Below are 20,917 nucleotides of genomic sequence, written 5' to 3' on the forward strand. Positions count from 1 at the left end.
AGAACTCCCCATGCGCATTGCCCTCGCCGGCGCCGGTGCTTTCGGTGAAAAGCATCTAGACGGCCTCAAGAATATCGACGGCGTGACCGTCACCTCCCTCGTCGGCCGCAATCTGGAGCCGACCCAGACGGTTGCCGCCAAATATGGCATCGGCCATGCGACGACCGACCTCGATGAAACGCTCGCCCGCGAGGATGTCGATGCGGTCATTCTCTGTACGCCGACCCAGATGCATGCGCAGCAGGCCATCGCGTGCATGAATGCGGGCAAGCATGTTCAGGTCGAAATCCCCCTTGCAGACAGTTGGGCCGATGCACAGGCCGTGCTCGCCAAGCAGAAGGAAACCGGCCTTGTGTGCATGGTCGGGCACACCCGCCGCTTCAACCCGTCGCACCAATATGTCCATAATCTGATCCGCGCGGGCGAACTGACCATCCAGCAGATGGACGTCCAGACCTATTTCTTCCGCCGCAAGAATATCAATGCCAAGGGCGAACCGCGTAGCTGGACCGACCATCTGCTCTGGCACCACGCCGCGCATACCGTCGATCTCTTTGCCTATCAGGCGGGCAGGATCGTTGACGCGCACGCCATGCAGGGTCCGATCCATCCCGAACTTGGCATCGCCATGGATATGTCCATCCAGCTCAAGAGCGAGAGCGGCGCGATTTGCACCCTGTCCCTGAGCTTCAACAATGACGGGCCGCTCGGCACCTTCTTCCGCTATATCGGCGACAACGGCACCTATATTGCCCGTTATGACGACCTGGTGAACGGCAAGGAAGAACCGATCGATGTCAGCAAGGTCGCCGTGTCGATGAACGGCATCGAACTTCAGGACCGTGAATTCATCGGCGCCATCCGCGAAGGCCGCGAACCCAATAGCAGCGTCGCCCAAGTGTTCGACTGCTATCGCGTGCTCGGCGAACTGGAAAAACAACTCGCATAAGAGGATCCGGCGAGCAGTGCCTTGTCCCTGCTCGCGGCAAGACAGTGTGCTTCGTGAGTTCCTTGCCTCGGCGCAAGGTCGGTCGAGCCAGCCTCTCGGCGATCGAGCTGCGCCGCATGAGTCCGTACCGCGCTTATCTGCCAAAGGCCGAACCGGCCGATGCCGGGCGCCTGCTGCTCCACGCGTTCGATCTGGGCGTCACCTTTCGGTACGGCAGCGCTCCATGGCTTTGGCGCCCATGAAGAGCTGATCGGTCGAACGATCATGCATCGCCCTGCTGGTCGGGCGGCGTGGGGTACGTATGACCGGCTGGAGGGAATGGCCGAGGGGGCGTGAAGGAGGGTTCAGGCCGGTCTTTCGTCGATCAGCATCCGCACCAACGGCCGCATGCCGGCGTCGAACTTGGCGAGCATGACATGATCGTCGGCCGTTTCGAAATGGGTGATAAGGCCATGGTCCGTCCAGCGATGCAGCGCATAGGCAGGTGGGTCCGCGACGATCATCGGGCGGTTGTCGGGGGTTTCGGGGTCCATGGGACGCATGTCGAGCGCCAGTTGTGGGGCGGTCGAGGAGCAGATCGCGATGGTCGTACCGCTCCATGGCGCCGTGATCGCGCGATGGATGTGGCCGCAGAGGATCGCCTGAATGTTGGTCCGCCCGGCAATGGCGGCAGAAAAGCGCTGGACCCAGGGCTCTTCCGGATGCGTGTTCATCCAGTCTATGCCGACCTCGACAGGGGGGTGGTGCATGACGACCAATGTCGGCGTGGTGGCGTCCTCATCCAGCCGGGCGGTCAACCATGCGGCGCGGCGTTCGCAAAAGGCGCCGCCATGGCGGTCCGGCTCCAGCGTGTCGAGCATGATGATCCGCCGTCCTTCCAGCGGGATCACATAGTGGAAGAAACCATCTTCCTGAGGGATATGAGGGAAATGCTGGGCGAAATGGGCTCGGTCGTCATGATTGCCCATGCAGGGCCAGACCGGGAAATCGCACTGGCTGAAGGCGTTGGCGAGGCGACGATAGCTGTCTGCATCGCCCCGGTCCGTCAGGTCGCCCGTTGCCAGGAGCAGGTCGGGCCGGTTCGGGCCATCGTTCAAGGCGCGCAGCACCTGGTCCAGCCGCTTGCGGTTGAATTCGGCGGGGTTGTCGGGATCGAACCCCAGATGGATATCCGTGACCTGTGCGATCAGCATGGCCTTGCTCCCCTTATATCTCTGGGCCGGTCTTGCGCGGTCTGTCTGCCTGATCCCGTCTGGCCGATCGGTCCGCGGGCGTCCGGGGCGCACCGTCGCCGATATGATAGCTGTGGCACATGGCGCAACCCGAAGGGACGTCCGCCTTCGCCTTTTCCCCGCCATGGCAGGTGCGGCAACTGTCGATGTCGGGCAGCAGCAGTTGCCGGGCGTCGTGGGATTTGGGCGCGGCGTGGCAGCTCTCGCATTTCTCCGTCTGGTGCGCGGCATGGTCGAACCAGCCGTTCATCATATAACGCATCGGCTGATGCACCGGCAGCACCTGCCAGTTCGCATTGCCGTTGGCGCCGGGCGGCGCGACCGTGTGGCAATCGTAGCAGGCGCCCCCCTTCGAGAAGACCGCCCTGATGGCGTCGTCCGCGCGGGAAGGGCGGGCCGCTGCGGCGCCGAAATAGGCGTGATAAATCTGCCCCTGCGCATAGTCGCCGGGCCGCCGCCGCGCCATAGCGCCCAACGCAACCGGCTGGGCCGGGCCGGTCGAGCGATAATAGGCGCGCAGATCCGCGATCACCTGATCGGGCTGGCCGTGGCGCAAGGTGCGGACCGTGCCGCCGATCGTTTCGAAGGCCAGGCTGTGGCACATCTGGCAGTCGCGTTCCATCTCGACCGGCAGGAAGCGAACCCCGTCGGCGGTCGGCTTGTGGCAATCCTTGCAGGCGAGCGCGTCGCCGAAACCATATTGCGCCTTCATGGTGCGCGCCATCCTGGCGGCGCCGCCCGTGGCCGACAGGTGAATGTCGTGCGGGAATTTGAGACCGCTGTCGTCCATTGGTTTCGCATCGAGCGAGGCGCGGGTGAAGCGGGGGTGTTTGCCCGGCACCGTCTGGACGAGGGCCGAGAATTGCGGGTGACTGGTGCCGAAATCGGCTGCGTTGCCGAGTTTCGTATCCTTGAGACGATCCTTCAGCGTACCGTGGCAGTCGGTGCAGAAGGCTTGCGGGGCGGGCTGCATCGGGCCTGCCCCTTCATGTTCGCGATGGCAGTCGACGCAGGCGCCCTCGGGCGGCTTGCCGAAAGCCGATGCGACCCCCGCTAGGAATCTGCCGCCGAGCCCAGGTTCGGCGCGGGCCATGGTGATGCGGACGGCCGGGGCGTGGTCGTGGACATCCTGGTGACAGGTCTGGCAGGCATTGTCGCGAACCGAGACGAAGGCCTTCTGATGGCAGGTTTCGCAGCGGCCCTCTAGGGCGTGGTGCGCCTGGCTGAGCGGACCGGAGGACCAGGCCTTGTCGCCCACGACGGTATAGATGTTGCGCGTGTCGTTCGCCGGACGGCTGGCGTAGCTCCAGATCGGAATGGCGAGGAAGCCGATCAGGATCGCCAGCGCCATGCCCCATGCCGTCAGCCGCTTGGGCGGAGCGAGGCCCCGCAGGGAGAAGACCCTTGTCTCCTCCTTTTCCTCCGACGCCTCCGATACGGCGTCGACGCGGCGGATCGAGAGGATGGTGGCGCCATCCTCATCACGCGACACGGTGATGCGATGGCCGCCGAAGCGCAGTTCCGCACCCTTGGCGGGGTCGATTTCGGCGCGCAGGACGGTGCGGCCTTCAAGGTCGAAGCCCAGCGTGCCGGTGGCGCGGACGCGGATGGTGCGTTCGTCGACCTGCTCGATCCGGGCATGGTCCGGCTCCAACGCAAGGTCGGGCAAGTGGATGTCGTTTTCCGCCGAGCGGCCCAGCGAGAGCTGCGGCTTGGGCAGGGTGGCGGCGCGGACGATTTCGCGGCCATCGGCGGTGAGGCTGATCTGACGGACTAGAAAGCTCATTGGCGCGCTCACCAGTAGAAGAAGACGCTGACGATATGCGCGCTCAGCGCGGCCAGCAGGGCAAAGGTGGCGGGCACATGGACGTAGAGCCAGATTTCCAGCAGCGCCTTGAGCTTGAGGTGCCGTCGCAGGCGCGCCAGCATCGCCTGCTTGCGTTCCAGCAGGGCGTCGATGCGTTCGAGCGGGTGGTTGCTGGAATTTGGGCCGGTGTCGGGCTGGTCGCCAGTCCATTGGCGGAGCGCGGCCTGCGCCCTGGCGGTGGCGCAGCGGGGATAACGGCCCGACAGGCGGTTAAGCAGGCTGCCGCCGAAGGGGTCCTGCTCCAGTGACTGGCGGACCAGCGCCGCTTTGTCGTGGGGCAAGGGTTGGGCGGCGTCGTGCAGTTGGCGGTCGATAGCGCGCACGGCGTCCAGCATCTGCACCTGCGTCATTTCGGCGCGGTTGTTGCTGAGCGCGGCGGGCAGAGTGGCGTAGACGGTGATGCCGAACAGGCCGGACAGGATGACCAGCATCATCAGCGCATAGGCCAGCGTGTGGACGTTCCATCCAAGCTGGAAGCCGGTGTGCAGCGTGGCGATGACGATCAAGCTGAGGCCGAGATAGACATGGGCGGAAGTCCAGGCCTTCAAGGACCAGCGGCCCCGCGTCATGGCCCGCTTGCGCAGGCCGAGCAGGGTCAGCCAGAGGATCAGCAGCACGCCGATCGTTCCCATGGTGTAGCCGTACCAGCTACCGCCATTATGGTGCGGCGTGACGTCGACCAGCATGTAACTGGCGATGGCGAGGACGCAGATCAGCGTCGCGATTTTCAGCCAGCGGAAACCGGCATGGCGCAGGAAACCGTCATGCAGCGCGTCTTTGGCGCGGTTGGGACCCTTGGTGCGACGGGTGGGAGCGGCTCTGGTTGCCATCAGTTTGCCTCCCGATCGAGGCGGGCGACGGTCAGGAAATCCTCTGGCGCGACGCGGATGGCGGCGCCGGTGGGGCAGGCGCGGACGCAGGCCGGGCCACCCTCGATACCGGAGCACATGTCGCATTTGATTGCCTTTTTCGGCTTTTCGACGCCCGGTTCCGCATTCTTGTACCGCCATTTCTTCGACGGTTCGCCGGGGCCGGGGCCTTGGCCGAAGAACATCCAGCTCAGCAGGCCGGGCTTCTTGGGTGGGACGCTGTCCATGCGGATCACGCCATAGGGGCAGTTGCGCTGGCAATTGCCGCAGCCGATGCAGGTCTCGTCGATGTAGACCTCGCCGTCCGGGCCGCGATGGATGGCGTTGGGCGGGCAGTCGGCCATGCAGTGCGGATGCTCGCAATGGCGGCAACTGGTAGGGACGTGGAGATGGGCGTAGGTGCGGCCCGCTTCGCGATCGAGGCGGGAAAGGCCGTCATGGCTGTCGGCGCAGGCCTTTTCGCAATTGTCGCAGCCCACGCACAGATGCTCGTCGATCAGCAGCACGTCGGTCGCTTCGCCGATGCCGTTGTCGACCAGGAATTTCGCCGTTTCCGAATACATGTCGACGACGGTCGAGAAGCTGTCCTTGCGGCTTTCGATGAAGGCGTTGACGTCCTGCCGGGCGGCCATGTCGCGGCGGGCGCGTTCCAGCAGGGCGGGCTTGGCCGCCATCAGCCGGGCGAAGGCGTCGCCGTTCAGCTTGATGACTTCGGACTTGACCGTCGCCTTGACCGTGGCGGTACGGGCGCCGCCCGCGATGAGGGCCATTTCGCCCACATAGCTGCCTGCGGGCAGGTAGGAGAGGAAGACGTTCTTTCCTCCGATCTTCTTCTCCACGATCATGGAGCCGACGCGAATGACGTAGATGTCGGTGCCGAGGTCGCCTTCCGTGATGACATGCTCGCCCGCCTTGACGGTCTGGATTTCCGCCGTGTCCAGCACTTCGGTGAGGTCCGCCGGGGTCAGGCCCGCGCCGAACAGTTGCAGCAATTGCCGCTCGGTCGATATGCGGGTGATGGCGCGCTTGGCCGGTGGGTTGGAGGACATGAGCTTCAGCGCCGCGGTGCGCGACACCTCCACCATGATCGAATCCGCGCCCGCCCGCACCGTGGCGCCGCGGCGGCGGCCGGAGATCAGGCCGACCTCCCCGAAGATCGATCCCTGGCCGATGGGGACTTCGAGCGTGGGGCTGACCTCGACCAGCGCCTGGCCCTGCGCCACGCCGAAGAGGGAGGAGCCGGGGTCGTATTTCTCGAAGATCGTCTCACCCTTGCGATAGGCGCGGACTTCGCTGTCGAGCATGAATTCGCGCATCTGGAGCGGCGAGAGGCCCTCCAGGATGGAGACGTTGGAGCGGAGGAACTCCAGCCATTGGTCGACGCTCTTCCTTTCCGGCAGGGCGGCGAATTTGGCGGCCAATATGGGTTCGTCGGCGGGCTTCAAATCCCTGTTGCCGTTGATATACTCGACGACGTCATAGCCCTGGTTCATGCAATGCTTGATCAGCGGATAGCCCGCCAGCGCGCCGATCACGAAAATGCCGGGCGCGGTGCTTTCGAAGACCGGGGACAGTTTCGGGAAGGCGAGGCGATCGCCGCTGGTGAATTCGATGCCGCAGCTTTCCACGAAGGCGCGGGGCGGGGCGGAGCCCATGCGCGCGATGATGCGGTCGCATTTCAGCTTCACCTCGCCGTCGCGGCTGTCGAGCGTGATATAGCCCGGCTCGATCTTCGCCGTGGTCGCCTCGGTCATGATGGTGAGACGGCCAGCCTCCGACGCGGCCATCAGCGCCTTGACATTGGCGGCCTTGGCGCTGGCGAATTCGGTGGATCGGTTGAGGATGGTGACGGCATTGCCCTGCGCCTCGTCGGCGGCAAGGCCGAGGGCGTTTTCTATGCCCGCGTCTCCTGTGCCGACCACGAAGATATGCTCGTCATTATAAGCGGCTGGATCATCCAGTTGATATTGGACATGAGGAAAGTCGGCGCCGGGCACGCGCATGAGGTTGGGGTTGCCCTGCGTGCCAATCGCCATGATCACGGCGTCGGCGATGACCTCCCGACCGTCGCTCAAGGTCAGGCGATAGGGCGGAGCGAGGCGCTGGATTTCCTTCGTGGCGGTGGTGCCGTCGCGCTTGCGCTCCACGATCTTCTGGACGCTGCCCGGGATGGGCTCACCGGTGCCGGTGATCGCCTCCACCTCCGCACGATAGGCCACGTTGATGCCCTGTTGTACCGCCTGCGCGTTCCAGCGGTCGAGGATCGATTCGCGTTTTCCGGCCTCGAAATCGCAATCGGAACGCAGCACGAGCTGACTGGGCGTCGCCATCACATGCTTGCCCTTCTGATATTTGAAGATGGTGTCGGACAGATGGTCCGTCTTCTCGATCAGCAGGTGGGAAAGCCCCAGCCCGGCGGCACGGGCGGCCGCACTCAGACCCGCCGGCCCCGATCCGACGATCGCGATACGCACGCGGTCAGTCAAAGATTATCCCCCAAAATACCCCTGTGCTCCGGATGTTACCGGATGCCTGTCCCGGCCCCACTCTATCATTTCCGCAGCGTCACGCTAGAGAGGATCGGCGGGTAAAGATCGGGGAGAGCAAGAATAATGGGTTGGGGCTTTGGACGCGTCGTGCTGATGGGCGCGGTCGGCATTGCCGCCGTGTCGATCGGCTATAATATGATGCACACGCCCGATGAGGCGAAAGAGCCCGCGGCCCCGTCGCCCCTGATGAACGGGCAGGCGAGCGATCCGGAGGCGGTCATTCGGGGGCTTCAGGACAGGGTGGGGGCCAATCCCAACGATGCGGAGGGCTGGCAGAGGCTGGGCTGGGCCTATTTCGAGAACGGCCGCCATGCCGATGCGCTGCGCGCCTATCGCCATGCGACGAAGCTGGTGCCAGGCAATGCCACATTCTGGTCTTCGCTGGGCGAAGCGGCGGTGATGGCGAGCGATCATGATCCGATGCCGCAGGAGGCAGCAGCCGCGTTCGACAAGGCGATCGCGATCGATCCCAAGGACCCCAGGGCGCGCTATTTCCTGGCGGTGCGAAAGGATCTGGCCAAGGATCATGAGGGCGCAATCCGGGACTGGCTGGCGCTGCTGGGCGACACGCCGCCGGGGGCACCGTGGGAGGCCGACCTGCGCCGGACCATCGAGCAGGTGGGGAAGATCAACAAGATCGACGTGGCCCCGCGATTGGCGGCGGTGAAGCCGGTCGCCCCCCATCCCCCCATGGGCGGCATGTCAGTGGCGGCGGCGGCAATTCCTGGGCCGAGCAGCGAGCAGATGCAGGCGGCCGCGCAGCTTCCCAAGGGGCAGCAGGATGCGATGGTGGAGGGAATGGTTTCGGGGCTCGAGGCCAAGCTGAAGGCGAATCCCGGCAATGTCGACGGCTGGATCATGCTGATGCGCAGCCGGATGACATTGGGCGAGACGGCCAAGGCGGCGGCGGCTTATGCGCAGGCGAAGGCGGCCAACCCGGCGCAGGCGGGACGGATCAGGGATGAGGCGCGGATTTTGGGGGTTCCGGGTGTTTGAGCGGGCGTTCTATTGAACGCTTCCGATCCTGAGCAGGCGGCAGTTCCGGCTCGCCGCAGGATTTTTCTTCGCCGTTTGGACCGGGCTCCCTGTCGGCGCAGGAGCGCAAGGCGTTACTGGGTTTCGGCCCATGCCACAAATCGTAGCGGACCATGCTCCGTCGTTCCAAAGGGATAGCATGTCGTGAGCGCCAGCAACGCCCCTGCCGGATCGCGCGGATAGGCGAAACGATCCCAGCGCACGATCTGGAAGCCGGTGATGCGATAACGCCGCTTCCGTCCGTCGATGGACTGGACTTCGATCTCATCGCCCTTCCGCACCTTCTGCAGGAAGGCGAAATGAGTGTCTCGATGCGCCGCCATGACGCTGACGTGCGGATTGCCCAGGGGCATGAGCGTCGGACCGAAGGCCATGGCCTGTCCGGAACCGCCAGACAGCACGATCTCGCGGACGTCGAGGCGCGGTAGGGTGATGCGGGCGACGGGAGTCATATCGGCCCAAAACCAGGGCTTTAACGGGCGATGTTTCGACAAGCTCTGATCGAATGCGCGGTCGAGCAGGATTTGCGCGATCCATGCCTTGGCGGGGATCATCGCACCGTAGGCGATGAAGCACAGTCCGATGACGCAAAGGCCGATCAGCAGGGCGCGGGCGAGGGCGCCCCGCACGGCGCGCCCTCCTTTCATCACGGTCGTCATGACGGCGATCATGCCCGGACCTGCCGCTGCGCCCGGCGCAGGGCGAGGCCGCCAAGGCCGAGCGCCAGGAACAGCAGCCCCTGTCCGATCAACCCGACATAGCCGGTGGCGGTCTGGGGCAGGTCCATGGCTTCGGCTTCGCCCGCAGGCTGCACGCCACCCGGTTTTGCCGCCTTCGCCGCCTGTCCGCCGAACAGGACATCGAAATCCCAGCCGGCGGGAAGCAACAACGGCAGTTCCTCGCGGGTCAGGTTTACGCCTTCCGGACGCGCGGGGGTTTCGTCGATGGCGACCAGGCTGGTCTGGCTGGTGACGAGGCTGTAGGCGAGGCCGATCCGGGCAATGGCTTCATCGGTGGTGGCGTCATTGGTTTCGCCTGCCCAGCGTGCAGCCTCCACATCGGCGATGCGGCGATTGGCCCAGAGTTTGGCGACGGCGGGACTGTCGATCGCGTCCGACAGGTCGACGCTCTGCGACCAGGGTCTGCCGTCGATCAGGCCGGAGACGGTGAGCTTGCCTGACAGTCCCTCATTTTGGGCCTTGCCCTTGCCCAGCAACACCAGCGGTTCCCCGGCATAGAGATCGGGCAGGCGCCGCGGCGTCAGATCGAGGGGGGCGCCCTCCAAGCGGACCTTCAGGTCGCGCACCACCGGCGCCTTCAGGCGATCCAGCAGGGCGGTCATCTTCGCGGCGACATCCTCGCCCGAGCCGACATTGGTGAAGGTGCCACGCCCCGCTTCGGCCGTGCGGCGCATCAGATATTGATTGGGCGCGGAGCCGATGCCGATCATGAAGATGCGGCTGCGTCCACCCTTCGCCGCAATGGTGGCCATCATCTCCTTTTCATTGGAGATGTTCCCGTCGGTCAGGAACAGCACCTGGCGGACATAATGGCTGTCATCGGGCGTGTTGTCCTCCAGCGCGGCGGTCAGGGCTGGCAGCATTTCGGTGCCGCCATCGGCCTCCAGCCCCTGAGTGAAGCGGCGACCCAGCGCGATCTGGTCGGGCGAGGCGGCGACGCTTTCGTGGAACAGCCGGGTCATGCTGTCGTCGAAGCGGATGATGTTGAACCGGTCCTGGGGGCGCAGCGTGCCGAGCGCGTAGAGCAGGCTGTCCTTGGCGGCGTCCATCGATGCGCCGCCCATGGAGCCGCTATTGTCGATCACGAAGGTCATGTCGCGCGGCGGCGCATCACGGTTCGCGGTCGTGGCTGGATCGCGGCGGGGCGGGGTGATGGCAGCCATCAGATAGGCCTCGCCCTCGTGCCGTTCGCGGAACAGGCCGATGGTGGGATCGGCATTGGCGGAGCGCCAGCGCAGTTCAAAATCGCGATCGGCGGGGACCTGGCCGTCGGCAAGGCGGATCGTCCGGGTTTCGGCGCCATCGCGGTCGATGGCGATGCGGTGGTAGGGGCTGATGAGATTGGCAGGTTTGAAGCCCGGGGCGAGATGGACGGTGATGGAGACCGGATTGATGCCCTTGCCCAGCGCGGGATGGGCGAGCGGGGCGCTGACATTGGCGGCGTCGGCAGCGGGCGTCTGCGCCGGGATGTAGCGGGTGCCGACCACCAGCGGCAGGCGCAGCGCATATTCGCCGCCCAGTTGCCGCACCGGCGCCTGATATTCGATGGCGATCAGCACGGTTTCGCCCGGTCCCACATTAGCAACGCTGTTGCGGAACAGGTTGGGCCGTTCGGATTCGACCAGCGCCGCTTTTTTGCCATCGTCACGCGCCTTTTCGTAAAGGGCGCGGGCTTCCTCGCGGCGTTTGATATGGCCGATGATGACACGCTGCCCGACCACCATCTTCAGGCTGTCGACCGCACCGTCGTCGGGCAGGGGATAGAGATAGCTTGCCTCCATCCACTGACTGCTGCCGTTGCGGAACGCCTGGGTGACGCGGACGCGGGCGATCTGGCCGCTGACGGTCACGTCCATGTCGGTGCCGAGGCGCATGGCTGGCATGGCGTTGGCCACCCCCTTGCCGCGCAGCATCAGCGTGCCGCTGCCGATCGCGTCGGGATCGGCCTCCACATCCGACGCGCAGAGGCGGTCGGTCAGGAAGATGAGGGCGAGGAGGCCGAGCATCAGTGTCAGGCCGAGCATCAGCCTGTGCCGTGACCGACGGGGGAGGGGAAAGGCGGGCATGGGTTCGCTCCTGTTCAAGGGAGCCTTTCCCATAGGGACCCGCCATGCCGGACAACCATCGGCAGACCATGCCGCTTTCCGCCGGAAGATGTGGAAGCGTCCGGGAAGACTTGACGGCTCGTCCGGTTTTGTGCGCATTTGTGCGGACTTGTGGGGAAGGGAAAGCATGGCGGATCAGGACGATGCGGTCGCGGCCCGTCTGCGCGAGGAACTGGCGCGGCGGCGCATGTCGCGCCAGGCGTTGGCGGACATGGCGCGGATCAGCCTCTCAACGCTGGAAAAGGCGCTGTCGGGCAGTCGCCCTTTCACGCTTTCCACCATCGTCCGGATCGAGGAAGTGCTGGGCGTGCCGTTGCGTTCAGCCCATCAGGCGGTGGGCGGCCGCGATCTCGCGCCGGAGCATATGGGCGCCTATAGCCGCGCCGCCGTGCACTGGATCGAACAGGATTATGTGACCTTGCGCGCCAGTTTCGGGACGCTGGGCGCGGTGATCGCCTATCGCACCCGTATCGCCTGGAATGAGGCGGCGGGGTATCTGAGCTTTGCGGAAGCCGACCGGGCCGATGGCGCCTTCGCCCAAACGGGCCATGTATCCATGCCCAATCTGTCGGGCCATATCTATCTGGCGACGAACGAATCCGGGCAGCATCGACTGATCATCCTCGGGCGGCCGACCCGCGACGGACAGATGTTCGGCCTGTTGACCACGCTTCAAGCCGGGGCGGGATCGCAGCTCGTGCCGGTAGCCTGTCCGGTGGCCTTCGTGCCACAGGCGCAATTGGCGGGTCTCGTCATGGGTGTGACGAGGCCGGACGATTCGATGTTCGGCACCTGCAAAGCCATTCTCGACCGGGCCTTGCAGGATGATTTCTGTCGTTGGCGTCAATAGGTCATTCCGGCGGCAGATGCCGTTTCAATCCAGGGGGGATCGGCCAGCTCCATTCTTCGTAAATCGCCGCGACGCTGCCGACCATGGTCGCCAGATGGGGCGAGTGATCGTCCTTCCGGTGGCTCATGATGATCGGCGAAACCGCCCTTTGGGCCAGTTCGCGGAATGCCAGATCGCGCCTGCCCATCAGGTGGATAGAGGAGGGGACGATGCAGATGCCGTCCTCCGCCGCCACCAGGCCGAGCGCGGTCTGCAATTCGCGCACCTCATGCACGGCGGCGGGGGCCACGCCATGGTCGTGCAGGAGCGACAGCACCTGATCGGCATAGCTGGGCCGGGGTTCGCGCGGGTAGACGATCACCGCTTCATCGGACAGGGCGGTAAGGTCGATCGGTCCGTCGTTACGGAGCAGCCGGTGGGCAAGGGGAAGGGCGGCGACCAGTTCCTCCTCGCGCAGCACTTCGCGTTCGATGGCGGAGTCCTCGAACCGCAGGCGCCCGAACCCGACGTCGATGCGGCCTTCCTTGAGCGCGGCCATCTGTTCGATGCTCATCATCTCGACGAGGTTGAGGTCGACATCGGGCGCCGCCTTCCGGAAATGGCGGATGATGTCGGGCAGGCGGGCAAAGAGTACCGATGGCACGAAGCCGACGACGAAGCGCGGGCGGTTGGCATTGACGAAACCGCGCATCGCCTCCTTCAACTCCTCCAATCGGCGCGTGACCTGGACGGCATGTTCGTAGAACAGGCGTCCGGCGTCTGTCAGAGTCATGGGGCGGGCGTCGCGGTCGAAGAGGGTGGCCCCGACCTCCTGCTCCAATTGCTGGATCTGTCGGCTGAGCGGCGGTTGAGCCATATGGAGCCGATCGGCCGCCCGGCTGAAATTACGCTCCGCCGCGACGGCGAGGAAATAGCGTAACTGGCGTATATCCATATATAATACCTTCAAGGTATGGAACTGGACCCAGTTAGTCTTTCACAGGTCAACCTTCAAGGCATATTCCTTCCACCGAAGGAGAGTATGCATGGATATGATCGATCGCATCGCCGGCGCCGTTGTCGAGGACCCGGCCAGGGGAATCTATCGCTGCCGCCGGGATGTCTTCACCGATCCCGCATTGTTCGACCTGGAAATGAAGCATATTTTCGAGGGTAATTGGGTGTTTCTGGCGCATGAAAGCCAGATTCCGGAGCCCAATGACTATTTCACGACCTGGATCGGCCGCAAACCCGTCGTCGTCACGCGCGACAAGGGCGGTGAACTTCATGCGCTGATCAATGCTTGTGCGCATCGCGGCGCGATGCTGTGCCGTCGGAAACATGGCAACAAGGGCAGCTTCACCTGTCCCTTCCATGGCTGGACCTTCAACAATGGCGGCAAGTTGCTGAAGGTGAAGGACGGTAAGACCGGCGACTATCCGGGCTCGTTCAACACCGAAGGGTCGCATGACATGACCCGGCTGGCGAAGTTCGAAAATTATCGCGGCTTCCTGTTCGGCAGCCTCAACGCTGACGTCCCCTCGCTGGAGGAGCATCTGGGCGGGGCACGAGCGGTGATCGACCAGATTGCCGATGCCGCGCCCGAAGGTCTGGAAGTGCTGCGTGGCAACAGTTCCTATACTTTCGACGGCAATTGGAAGTTGCAGATGGAAAATGGCGCCGACGGCTATCATGTCAGCTCTGTCCACTGGAATTATTCAGCGACCATGGGCCGCCGCAACTATGAGGCGGAAGGCACGCGCACGGTCGACGCCAATGGCTGGTCCAAGAGCGTCGGCGGCGTCTATGCCTTCGAGAACGGGCATATCCTGCTCTGGACCAATCTGCTCAATCCCGAAGTGCGGCCGATCCATGCGCATGCGCAGGAACTGGAGGCCCGGCTGGGCAGGGAGCGTGCGGCGCCGATCGTCGGCCAGACCCGTAATCTCTGCCTCTATCCCAATGTCTACCTGATGGACCAGTTTTCCACGCAGATCCGCGTCGTGCGGCCGATCAGCGTCGATAAGACCGAAGTCACCATCTACTGTTTCGCGCCCAAGGGGGAGAGCGCGGCCGAACGGACCCTGCGCATCCGCCAATATGAGGATTTCTTCAACGTCAGCGGCATGGGCACGCCGGACGATCTGGAGGAATTCCGCGCCTGCCAGACCGGCTATGCCGGGGCGGACGATCTGTGGAACGACCTGAGCCGCGGTGCGGTGCACTGGATCGATGGGCCGGATGAAAATGCGCTGGCTACGGGCTTGAAGCCGATCCTCAGCGGCGATCGCAGCGAGGATGAAGGGCTGTTCGTGCGCCAGCATGAATATTGGGCGCAGGCCTTGATCGCAGCGATCCGCCAGAGTGAAAGTGCCGAGCGGATGGGAGAAGCGGCATGAGCACGCTCGCCCGCATCACGCTGGAGCAGGTCGCGGCCTTTCTCTATCGCGAGGCCCGTCTTCTGGACGATCGCCAGTGGGAAGAATGGCTGGCCTGCTATTCGCCCGAGGCCATGTTCTGGATGCCGGCCTGGGACGATGACGACGAGTTGGTGGACGATCCGCACAGCCATATCTCGCTGATCTACTATCCCAATCGCGAAGGGTTGGAGGATCGGGTCTTCCGCATCAAGACCGAACGGTCGAGCGCCAGCATGCCCGAACCGCGCACCTGTCATTTCGTCAGCAATGTCGAAATCATCGGCCAGCAGGGCGAAACCGTCGATCTGCGCTTCAACTGGCAGACGCTCAGTCATCGCTACAAGAAGACGCAAAGTTTCTTCGGCACATCCTTCTACACGGTCGATTTCGGTGGGGAAACGCCCCTGATCACCTCGAAGAAGGTCGTTCTGAAGGACGATTATATCCACCAGGTCATCGACATCTACCACATCTGACCGGTGCTTTTGATCATCGCATTTTCCGGGCCGCTGACTTTCAGCCTGCTTGAAGATGTTCGGATGGGAGAGAAACCATGAGCTTTCGCATAGCCCTGAATTTCGAAGACGGCGCCACCCGCATCATCGATTGCAACGATGGCGAGAAGGTGCTGGACGCGGCCTATCGCCACAAGATCAACCTGCCGATGGACTGTTCCGACGGCGTGTGCGGCACCTGCAAATGCCATTGCGAGCAGGGCAGCTATGATCTGGGCGACGACTATATCGAGGACGCGCTCACCGAAGACGAGGCGGCGGAAGGCATGGTCCTCACCTGCCAGATGGTGCCGTCCTCCGACTGCGTGGTTCAGGTGCCGGTGCCGTCATCGGCCTGCAAGCTGGCGCCCGCGGGGTTCGATGCGGCCATTGCGTCCGTCGAACTGGTGTCGGACAGCACCATCCTCCTCAAGCTGGACCTGGACGATCCGGAAAAGCTGGCCTTCCTGCCCGGCCAATATGTGAACCTGGCCGTGCCCGGCACGGGGGAGAGCCGCGCCTACAGCTTCAGCTCCAGGCCGGGCGCGGAGCAGGCGAGCTTCCTTATCCGCAACGTTCCCGGCGGGCTGATGAGCGGCTGGCTGACGAGGCAGGCAAAGGGGGGCGACCGGATGCGCTTCGTCGGTCCCAATGGCAGCTTCTTCCTTCGCGACGTCACGCGGCCGCTGGTCATGTTGGCGGGCGGGACCGGCCTCGCGCCGTTGCTTTCGATGCTGGAGGTGCTGGCCGATAGGGGCACCGACCAGCCGATCCGCCTGATCTATGGCGTGACCCATGACGGCGATCTGGTCGAGATCGAGCGGATCGAGGCACTGAGCCGGCGGTTGCCGACGATGAGTTGGGCCGCCTGCGTCGCCGACGAGGCAAGCGCGCATCCGCTCAAGGGCTATGTCACCCATCATCTGACCGACGAGCATCTGAACGCGGGCGATTGCGACGTCTATCTGTGCGGCCCGCCGCCGATGGTCGAGGCGGTCAGGCAGTTCTTCAAGCAAAAGGGCGTGGAACCGGCCCACTTCCATTATGAGAAGTTCGCCGCCAGCGAGCCGGTGCCGGCATGATCTTCGCGGGACGCTTTGCGGGCAAGGCCATGGTCGTGACCGGCGCGGCGCAGGGGATTGGCCGGATGGTCGCCCTGCGTGCCGCTGCCGAGGGCGCCAGGGTGCTGCTGGTCGACCGGGCCGAATTCGTGGCCGATGTCGCGGCGGAAGCCGATGGCGAGGCATTCGGCTTCGTCGCCGATCTGGAGACATATGAAGGCGCGAGGGCCGCCATGGCGGCCGCGGGGGAGCGTTTCGGGGGCATCGACATCTTGATCAACAATGTCGGCGGGGCCATACGGATGCGACCCTATACCGCGTTCGAACCTGCGCAGATCGAGGCGGAGGTGCGCCGATCGCTCTTCCCGACGCTCTGGTGCTGTCATGCGGTGCTGCCCTATATGCTGGAGCACCGGAAGGGCACGATCGTCAACGTCTCCTCCAATGCCACGGGCGGGATCAACCGCGTGCCCTATTCGGCGGCCAAGGGCGGGGTGAACGCCATCACCCGGAGCCTGGCCATGGAATATGCGTCAGCTGGCATCCGCGTCGTCGCCACCGCGCCGGGCGGCACCGCTGCGCCCGAACGCCGCGTGCCGCGCAACCCGGACGGCAACAGCGCGCAGGAAGAGGCCTGGATGTCCGATGTGGTGGAGCAGGTCACGCAATCCAGCTTCATGAAGCGCTATGGCACGCTGGAGGAGCAGGCGGGGCCGATCCTGTTCCTGGCCTCGGACGAGGCGAGCTATGTCACCGGCAGCGTCCTGCCGGTCGCGGGCGGCGATCTGGGCTGAAGCTATTCCACGCTTCCGGCCCAGCCGGGGAGATGCGCCGCGTCCCGCGACCGCGCCAGGGTCAGCGCCTTGCCAAGACAGGCCTGGAACCCTTCGGCGAGGCGCGAAGGCTTGATCCGCTGGCGCAGGAAATTGGCCCAGAGAAATTCGGAATAGAGAATATCCACCTTGGCATAGCCCCCAGCACGCCGCAGTTCCCCTGCGAGCGAGCGATAAGGATCGTCCGTCAGCTTGCCGATATGCTTGGGCAACGCGTCATAGTCCTGCCGCCGCCCCTTCCCGTCGAAGGGATGGAGCCAGTTGCGGTTGTCCATATAGGTCAGGAACGCGCTGGGCGTGAGATGCCCCAGATCGGCCACCACGCTGACCAGCACATGGATCACGCCCTCGTCATGCAGGGCGCGGGCGAGATGGTGATGATCGACCATCCAGCGCCGACCCTTCGGACCGATCACCACCGGGATCATGTGGCGGCCCAGGAAATCGGGCCGGTCGCGATCCGCGCGGACGCTCCATTCATGGCGCTTGCGCGCCACTTCGATCAGGCCGACGGTCATCTGGGTGGGGCGCAACTCGGCCAGTTCGACCGAATGCAGCAGGGGTTCCGGAACGACATGCGGCATCATCTTGCCTCCTGTTTGAGCGCCTGGACCGCGTCGTCGACGCTGTAACTGCTGCGCGCGATCAGATCGGCAGCGCCCGCCGCCTGCATCAGGTCGCGGACATGATCGCGCACCCGCGCCAGTTGCAGCGTGATCCCTCTTGCCTTCATCAGCGTGTCGAATTCGATCAGGGCATCCAGCGCGGTGCTGTCGAGGTCGAAACTCTCCTCCAGGCTGAGGATCAGCTTGTGTCGGTCGGCTTGCACGCCCACCATCTCGACGACACGACCCAGCACCCGCTCCGCATTGGCGAAGAACAGCGGCTCGGCGGGACGCAGGATCATCATCCCCGGCGGGCTGACCGCATCGCGGTGACGAGCCATGTCGACATAATCATGTCCGGATGCCAATTGTCCCAACTGCCGCAGTTCCGGCGTTGCGAGCCGACGGATCAGCAGCGCCAACGACAAGGCAATGGCAAAGAGCATGCCGTTGAGCACGCCAAATATCAATACGCCCGCCGCCGCGCCCAGCGCCGCCACACCGTCCCGGCGGATGCGCCAGAGGCGTATCAGCGGTGCCGGATCGAGCGCATGGAGCAGCGCCGCCACGACCACCGCGGCCAGCACAGGTGCCGGCAAGCGGGCCACCAGAGGCATGGCCAGCATCACCAGCGCCGCGAGCGTGACGGCTGCCACCAGGCCGGTCCAACGGCTCTGCGCCCCTGCTGCCTCGGCCGCAGACCCCGCGGAAAAGCCTGCGCCGACAGGCATGCCCTGCACCATGGCGGCAGCGATATTGGCAAGGCCCAGCGCCGCCATTTCCCGGTTGGGCTCCACCTGGTCGCCGTGGCGCAGCGCCAAGGTGCGCATCGTGCCCCAGCTTTCGGCGAAGAGAATGAGGACGATGGGCGCCGCCAATTGCGCGACGCGGGACAATTGCTGCCAGCCCGGCCAGCGCATGCCTTCCCAATGGGGTATCAGGTCGATCATGCCCACGCTCGCCACGCCATGGCCGGGAAGATCGAACAACGCCGAGGCCGCAATACCGCCCGCAAGAACGAGGAAAGCGCCAGGAAGATGGGGCATGCGCCGCAACAGCAGCAGGGCGGCGAGGGCGGCAAGGGCCGTGAAGATGCTGGCGACATGCCAGCTTCGTACGCTGCCCAGCAGGGCGAGCAGCAAGGTGCCGATGGTGGAACCATGCAGCGACAGGCCGACGGCGATCGGCCATTGCTTGACGATGATCGTGATCGCGAGGCCGAAGGCGAAACCGCGCAGCACGGGGCGCGAGATGAAACTGGCGAGGCCGCCCAGCCGGGCAGCCGCCATGACGCAGAACATCATGCCCACCATGATGATGATCAGGGTTGCGACGGTGCCGGTCGGTCCCGCGTCCGGCGGCAATGAGGCAAGCGCGGCCGCCAGGATTGCGGCGGAAGAAGAGGTGGGAGATATGATGGCGAAGCGGCTGCGTCCCAGGACCAGATAGGCGCAGGCGCCCGCCACCGCCGCCAGAATCGCGCGTTGGGGCGGCAGGCCCGCGATGCCGGCATAGGCAATGGCTTCAGGCAGCATGAGGCCCGCGATCGAAAGCCCGGCCATGGCGTCGCGCTTCTGCATGATCGGACGTTCCTCTGTGCAGCTTTGCCGCTCCGGTCAAAGCCCTGTTTTGCAAGCATCCGGGCAGTCAGCAAGCGCAGAAATGCGGAAGGCTGCGGGTACCGGCCCCCCGCCGGAAGGCGGCTTATCGCAGAAATGTTGCCCCGGCGCGGCAAGATGAGGGTAAATTTCCCATTATTCATTGTTAAACCACGGAATTTTCCGCAGTTGGAGAGGATGATGCGGTTCCCAAGGGAGGAATTGAATGGCGCATATCCTGGTTGCCGATGACGACGACCTCCTGGGCGAACTGGTCCGTTTCAAGCTGGAAGCGGCCGGGCATGACGTAACGATTCGGCAGGATGGCGCTTCCGCGCTTGAGGCGGCGCGCAGCGGGGGTGTCGACCTGCTGGTGTTGGATGCCATGATGCCGGTCATGTCCGGTGCGGACGTGCTGCGCGCAGTCACGCAGGAATTGCCGGATATTCCCGTCGTGATGCTGACCTCCCGGAAAGGGCAGGCGGATGTCATGGGCGCGCTGACGGCCGGGGCGCGGGATTATCTGACCAAGCCCTTCATCCCCGACGAACTGGTGATACGCGTCAACGCGATCCTCAAATCGGCCCGGGCGATGCAATGAGGGTGCTGTTCGCTTGCTCCTTGACGCTCGCGATGGCATCGGCGGCGCAGGCGGCGCCCGATAGTCCGCGCGCGGCGCAACTGGACGCGGCGGAGGCAGCGCTGGGACGGCGGGACGAAGGTGGGGCCATCGTTCTGCTGGAGCGGGCCGATGCCGATTTTCCCAATGATCCCCAAATCCTGCGTTTGCTGGGTACGGCCCATGCCCGTGCCGGGCACTATCCGCAGGCGATCGCCACGCTGAAGCACGCGCAGCAATTGGCGCCGACCGACAATGACATCGGCGCGGCGCTCGCCCGTGCCTATATGTGGTCCGGCGACCGCGATGCCGCAGGGCGCGAGGTTGCGGCGATCGAGCAGCGATCGCCGCAGGATCCCGACGCCGCGGCCATTCGCCGTCAGCTCGACGCCAAGCCCGGCCCGCCCCCGCGCAGCCGTTTTGGCTTGGCCGCGGCCCAGGGCTTTTCCCATGTATCCTTCGACAATCGGCCGAGCCGGACATGGTCGACGACGACTTTGGCCATCTATGGCCGGGTCGGGGAGGGGACGACGTTGGCGCTGGCGGGAGAGCGGGAGGATCGTCAGAGCTTTGTCGATACACGCATCGAAGGGCGCATCGATCAGCGTATCGGCCCCAATCTGCGCGCCTACGCGGCCATTGCCGGGACACCGCATGCCGATTTCAGGGAAAAATGGAGCATCAGCGGCGGGATCGAGGCGGACATCAGCTCCTATGCCAGCCTGCTCGCGGACGTGCGTCATGCCCAATATCGCGATGTGTCGGTGACGACGTTCCTGCCCGGTCTTCGCCTCAATGCCGCGAGGATTGGGGTGAGCGCCACGGTTCGGATGATCAACCTCTGGGACGAGCAGGGCACGCATCGCGCCGGTGTTTCCGGGCGGCTGGACGGCACGCTGCGCAGTGGCGCCACTCTCTATGCCGGTGCGGCGACCTATCCCGATACCGAAGCCGGCATCACCCGGCAGGTCCATTCGCTTTTCCTGGGAGGCACCGTGCCGATCGCCGAGCGGATCACGCTTCGGGCAGGTCTGGATTACGACCGCAGGCGATCCACCTACACGCGCAAGGGCGGGTCGGTCGGCCTGCAATTCGGATTCTGATCGTGACGA

The 20,917-nt window shown here is 64.7% G+C and carries 19 protein-coding genes; 10 read left to right on the forward strand and 9 right to left on the reverse strand.

The window, feature by feature from the left end; translation table 11 throughout:
- The first annotated feature begins 10 nt into the window (after nucleotides 1-10).
- Both YP76_RS13320 and YP76_RS27800 read left to right on the forward strand, forming a co-directional pair.
- The gene (locus YP76_RS13320; RefSeq protein ID WP_046764046.1) at nucleotides 11-949 is read left to right on the forward strand and encodes a Gfo/Idh/MocA family oxidoreductase; all 939 of its coding nucleotides are present in this window, start codon (nucleotides 11-13) and stop codon (nucleotides 947-949) included.
- 53 nt (nucleotides 950-1,002) lie between these two features.
- A complete protein-coding gene (locus YP76_RS27800) occupies nucleotides 1,003-1,191 on the forward strand; it encodes a hypothetical protein (RefSeq protein ID WP_157035777.1) in 189 nt (62 codons plus the stop codon).
- Between the two features lie 102 nt (nucleotides 1,192-1,293).
- Here YP76_RS27800 and YP76_RS13325 read toward each other — a convergent pair whose 3' ends face one another.
- The 4 genes from YP76_RS13325 to YP76_RS13340 are packed head-to-tail and all read right to left on the reverse strand — an operon-like array spanning nucleotide 1,294 to nucleotide 7,391.
- Nucleotides 1,294-2,142 (reverse strand): metallophosphoesterase, encoded by an 849-nt coding sequence (locus tag YP76_RS13325; RefSeq protein WP_046764047.1) that lies wholly within the window; start codon nucleotides 2,140-2,142, stop codon nucleotides 1,294-1,296.
- A gap of 13 nt (nucleotides 2,143-2,155) precedes the next feature.
- On the reverse strand, nucleotides 2,156-3,967 hold the full coding sequence (locus YP76_RS13330; RefSeq protein ID WP_046764048.1) for a cytochrome c3 family protein: 1,812 nt from the start codon (nucleotides 3,965-3,967) through the stop codon (nucleotides 2,156-2,158).
- Nucleotides 3,968-3,975: 8 nt separating this feature from the next.
- A complete protein-coding gene (locus tag YP76_RS13335; RefSeq protein ID WP_046764049.1) occupies nucleotides 3,976-4,878 on the reverse strand; it encodes a hypothetical protein in 903 nt (300 codons plus the stop codon).
- The gene (locus tag YP76_RS13340; protein WP_046764144.1) at nucleotides 4,878-7,391 is read right to left on the reverse strand and encodes a cyclic nucleotide-binding domain-containing protein; all 2,514 of its coding nucleotides are present in this window, start codon (nucleotides 7,389-7,391) and stop codon (nucleotides 4,878-4,880) included. Before YP76_RS13340 ends, YP76_RS13335 begins: the two co-directional genes overlap by 1 nt.
- Nucleotides 7,392-7,559: 168 nt before the next feature.
- Between YP76_RS13340 and YP76_RS13345 the strand changes: the two genes are divergently transcribed.
- A complete protein-coding gene (locus YP76_RS13345) occupies nucleotides 7,560-8,462 on the forward strand; it encodes a tetratricopeptide repeat protein (RefSeq protein WP_046764145.1) in 903 nt (300 codons plus the stop codon).
- Between the two features lie 113 nt (nucleotides 8,463-8,575).
- Here YP76_RS13345 and YP76_RS13350 read toward each other — a convergent pair whose 3' ends face one another.
- Together YP76_RS13350 and YP76_RS13355 are read right to left on the reverse strand one after the other, a co-directional pair.
- Nucleotides 8,576-9,160, reverse strand: coding sequence for a class GN sortase (locus YP76_RS13350; RefSeq protein WP_052757425.1), 585 nt, complete (start codon nucleotides 9,158-9,160; stop codon nucleotides 8,576-8,578).
- 8 nt (nucleotides 9,161-9,168) lie between these two features.
- Nucleotides 9,169-11,307, reverse strand: a complete 2,139-nt coding sequence (locus YP76_RS13355; protein WP_046764051.1) for a marine proteobacterial sortase target protein — start codon at nucleotides 11,305-11,307, stop codon at nucleotides 9,169-9,171.
- Between the two features lie 166 nt (nucleotides 11,308-11,473).
- Here YP76_RS13355 and YP76_RS13360 point away from each other — a divergent pair, with 166 nt between their 5' ends.
- Nucleotides 11,474-12,196 (forward strand): helix-turn-helix domain-containing protein, encoded by a 723-nt coding sequence (locus YP76_RS13360; RefSeq protein ID WP_046764052.1) that lies wholly within the window; start codon nucleotides 11,474-11,476, stop codon nucleotides 12,194-12,196.
- A gap of 1 nt (nucleotide 12,197) precedes the next feature.
- Here YP76_RS13360 and YP76_RS13365 read toward each other — a convergent pair whose 3' ends face one another.
- Entirely contained in the window at nucleotides 12,198-13,130 is a 933-nt protein-coding gene (locus tag YP76_RS13365; RefSeq protein ID WP_046764053.1) for a LysR substrate-binding domain-containing protein, read from the reverse strand.
- 91 nt (nucleotides 13,131-13,221) lie between these two features.
- On the opposite strand from YP76_RS13365, the gene YP76_RS13370 reads away from it, so the two are divergent.
- The 4 genes from YP76_RS13370 to benD all read left to right on the forward strand — a co-directional run bounded on the left by YP76_RS13370 (nucleotide 13,222) and on the right by benD (nucleotide 16,944).
- A complete protein-coding gene (locus YP76_RS13370; protein WP_046764054.1) occupies nucleotides 13,222-14,574 on the forward strand; it encodes a Rieske 2Fe-2S domain-containing protein in 1,353 nt (450 codons plus the stop codon).
- Complete coding sequence (gene benB / locus YP76_RS13375; protein ID WP_046764055.1) at nucleotides 14,571-15,071, forward strand: benzoate 1,2-dioxygenase small subunit; 501 nt, start codon at nucleotides 14,571-14,573, stop codon at nucleotides 15,069-15,071. Before YP76_RS13370 ends, benB begins: the two co-directional genes overlap by 4 nt.
- 77 nt (nucleotides 15,072-15,148) lie before the next feature.
- Entirely contained in the window at nucleotides 15,149-16,171 is a 1,023-nt protein-coding gene (gene benC / locus YP76_RS13380) for a benzoate 1,2-dioxygenase electron transfer component BenC (protein ID WP_046764056.1), read from the forward strand.
- Nucleotides 16,168-16,944, forward strand: coding sequence for a benzoate diol dehydrogenase BenD (gene benD, locus YP76_RS13385; RefSeq protein ID WP_046764057.1), 777 nt, complete (start codon nucleotides 16,168-16,170; stop codon nucleotides 16,942-16,944). Before benC ends, benD begins: the two co-directional genes overlap by 4 nt.
- A gap of 2 nt (nucleotides 16,945-16,946) precedes the next feature.
- Here benD and YP76_RS13390 read toward each other — a convergent pair whose 3' ends face one another.
- Both YP76_RS13390 and YP76_RS13395 read right to left on the reverse strand, forming a co-directional pair.
- The gene (locus YP76_RS13390) at nucleotides 16,947-17,567 is read right to left on the reverse strand and encodes a ParB-like protein (protein WP_046764058.1); all 621 of its coding nucleotides are present in this window, start codon (nucleotides 17,565-17,567) and stop codon (nucleotides 16,947-16,949) included.
- A complete protein-coding gene (locus YP76_RS13395) occupies nucleotides 17,567-19,168 on the reverse strand; it encodes a SulP family inorganic anion transporter (protein WP_084733148.1) in 1,602 nt (533 codons plus the stop codon). Before YP76_RS13395 ends, YP76_RS13390 begins: the two co-directional genes overlap by 1 nt.
- Nucleotides 19,169-19,412: 244 nt before the next feature.
- Between YP76_RS13395 and YP76_RS13400 the strand changes: the two genes are divergently transcribed.
- Together YP76_RS13400 and YP76_RS13405 are read left to right on the forward strand one after the other, a co-directional pair.
- Nucleotides 19,413-19,787 (forward strand): response regulator transcription factor, encoded by a 375-nt coding sequence (locus YP76_RS13400; protein ID WP_046764059.1) that lies wholly within the window; start codon nucleotides 19,413-19,415, stop codon nucleotides 19,785-19,787.
- A 20-nt stretch (nucleotides 19,788-19,807) separates the two neighbouring features.
- Complete coding sequence (locus tag YP76_RS13405; RefSeq protein ID WP_232307535.1) at nucleotides 19,808-20,908, forward strand: YaiO family outer membrane beta-barrel protein; 1,101 nt, start codon at nucleotides 19,808-19,810, stop codon at nucleotides 20,906-20,908.
- The last annotated feature ends 9 nt before the right edge of the window (nucleotides 20,909-20,917 follow it).

The sequence above is a fragment of the Sphingobium chungbukense genome (assembly GCF_001005725.1).
Classification (GTDB): Bacteria; Pseudomonadota; Alphaproteobacteria; order Sphingomonadales; family Sphingomonadaceae; genus Sphingobium; species Sphingobium chungbukense.

Coding starts and splice junctions, on each gene's coding strand:
- YP76_RS13320 (WP_046764046.1), top strand. CDS start 11: ATGCGCATTGCCCTCGCCGGCGCCGGTGCTTTCGGTGAAAAGCATCTA.
- YP76_RS13325 (WP_046764047.1), bottom strand. CDS start 2,142: ATGCTGATCGCACAGGTCACGGATATCCATCTGGGGTTCGATCCCGAC.
- YP76_RS13330 (WP_046764048.1), bottom strand. CDS start 3,967: ATGAGCTTTCTAGTCCGTCAGATCAGCCTCACCGCCGATGGCCGCGAA.
- YP76_RS13335 (WP_046764049.1), bottom strand. CDS start 4,878: ATGGCAACCAGAGCCGCTCCCACCCGTCGCACCAAGGGTCCCAACCGC.
- YP76_RS13345 (WP_046764145.1), top strand. CDS start 7,560: ATGGGCGCGGTCGGCATTGCCGCCGTGTCGATCGGCTATAATATGATG.
- YP76_RS13350 (WP_052757425.1), bottom strand. CDS start 9,160: ATGACGACCGTGATGAAAGGAGGGCGCGCCGTGCGGGGCGCCCTCGCC.
- YP76_RS13355 (WP_046764051.1), bottom strand. CDS start 11,307: ATGCCCGCCTTTCCCCTCCCCCGTCGGTCACGGCACAGGCTGATGCTC.
- YP76_RS13360 (WP_046764052.1), top strand. CDS start 11,474: ATGGCGGATCAGGACGATGCGGTCGCGGCCCGTCTGCGCGAGGAACTG.
- YP76_RS13365 (WP_046764053.1), bottom strand. CDS start 13,130: ATGGATATACGCCAGTTACGCTATTTCCTCGCCGTCGCGGCGGAGCGT.
- YP76_RS13370 (WP_046764054.1), top strand. CDS start 13,222: ATGGATATGATCGATCGCATCGCCGGCGCCGTTGTCGAGGACCCGGCC.
- benB (WP_046764055.1), top strand. CDS start 14,571: ATGAGCACGCTCGCCCGCATCACGCTGGAGCAGGTCGCGGCCTTTCTC.
- benC (WP_046764056.1), top strand. CDS start 15,149: ATGAGCTTTCGCATAGCCCTGAATTTCGAAGACGGCGCCACCCGCATC.
- benD (WP_046764057.1), top strand. CDS start 16,168: ATGATCTTCGCGGGACGCTTTGCGGGCAAGGCCATGGTCGTGACCGGC.
- YP76_RS13390 (WP_046764058.1), bottom strand. CDS start 17,567: ATGCCGCATGTCGTTCCGGAACCCCTGCTGCATTCGGTCGAACTGGCC.
- YP76_RS13395 (WP_084733148.1), bottom strand. CDS start 19,168: ATGCAGAAGCGCGACGCCATGGCCGGGCTTTCGATCGCGGGCCTCATG.
- YP76_RS13400 (WP_046764059.1), top strand. CDS start 19,413: ATGGCGCATATCCTGGTTGCCGATGACGACGACCTCCTGGGCGAACTG.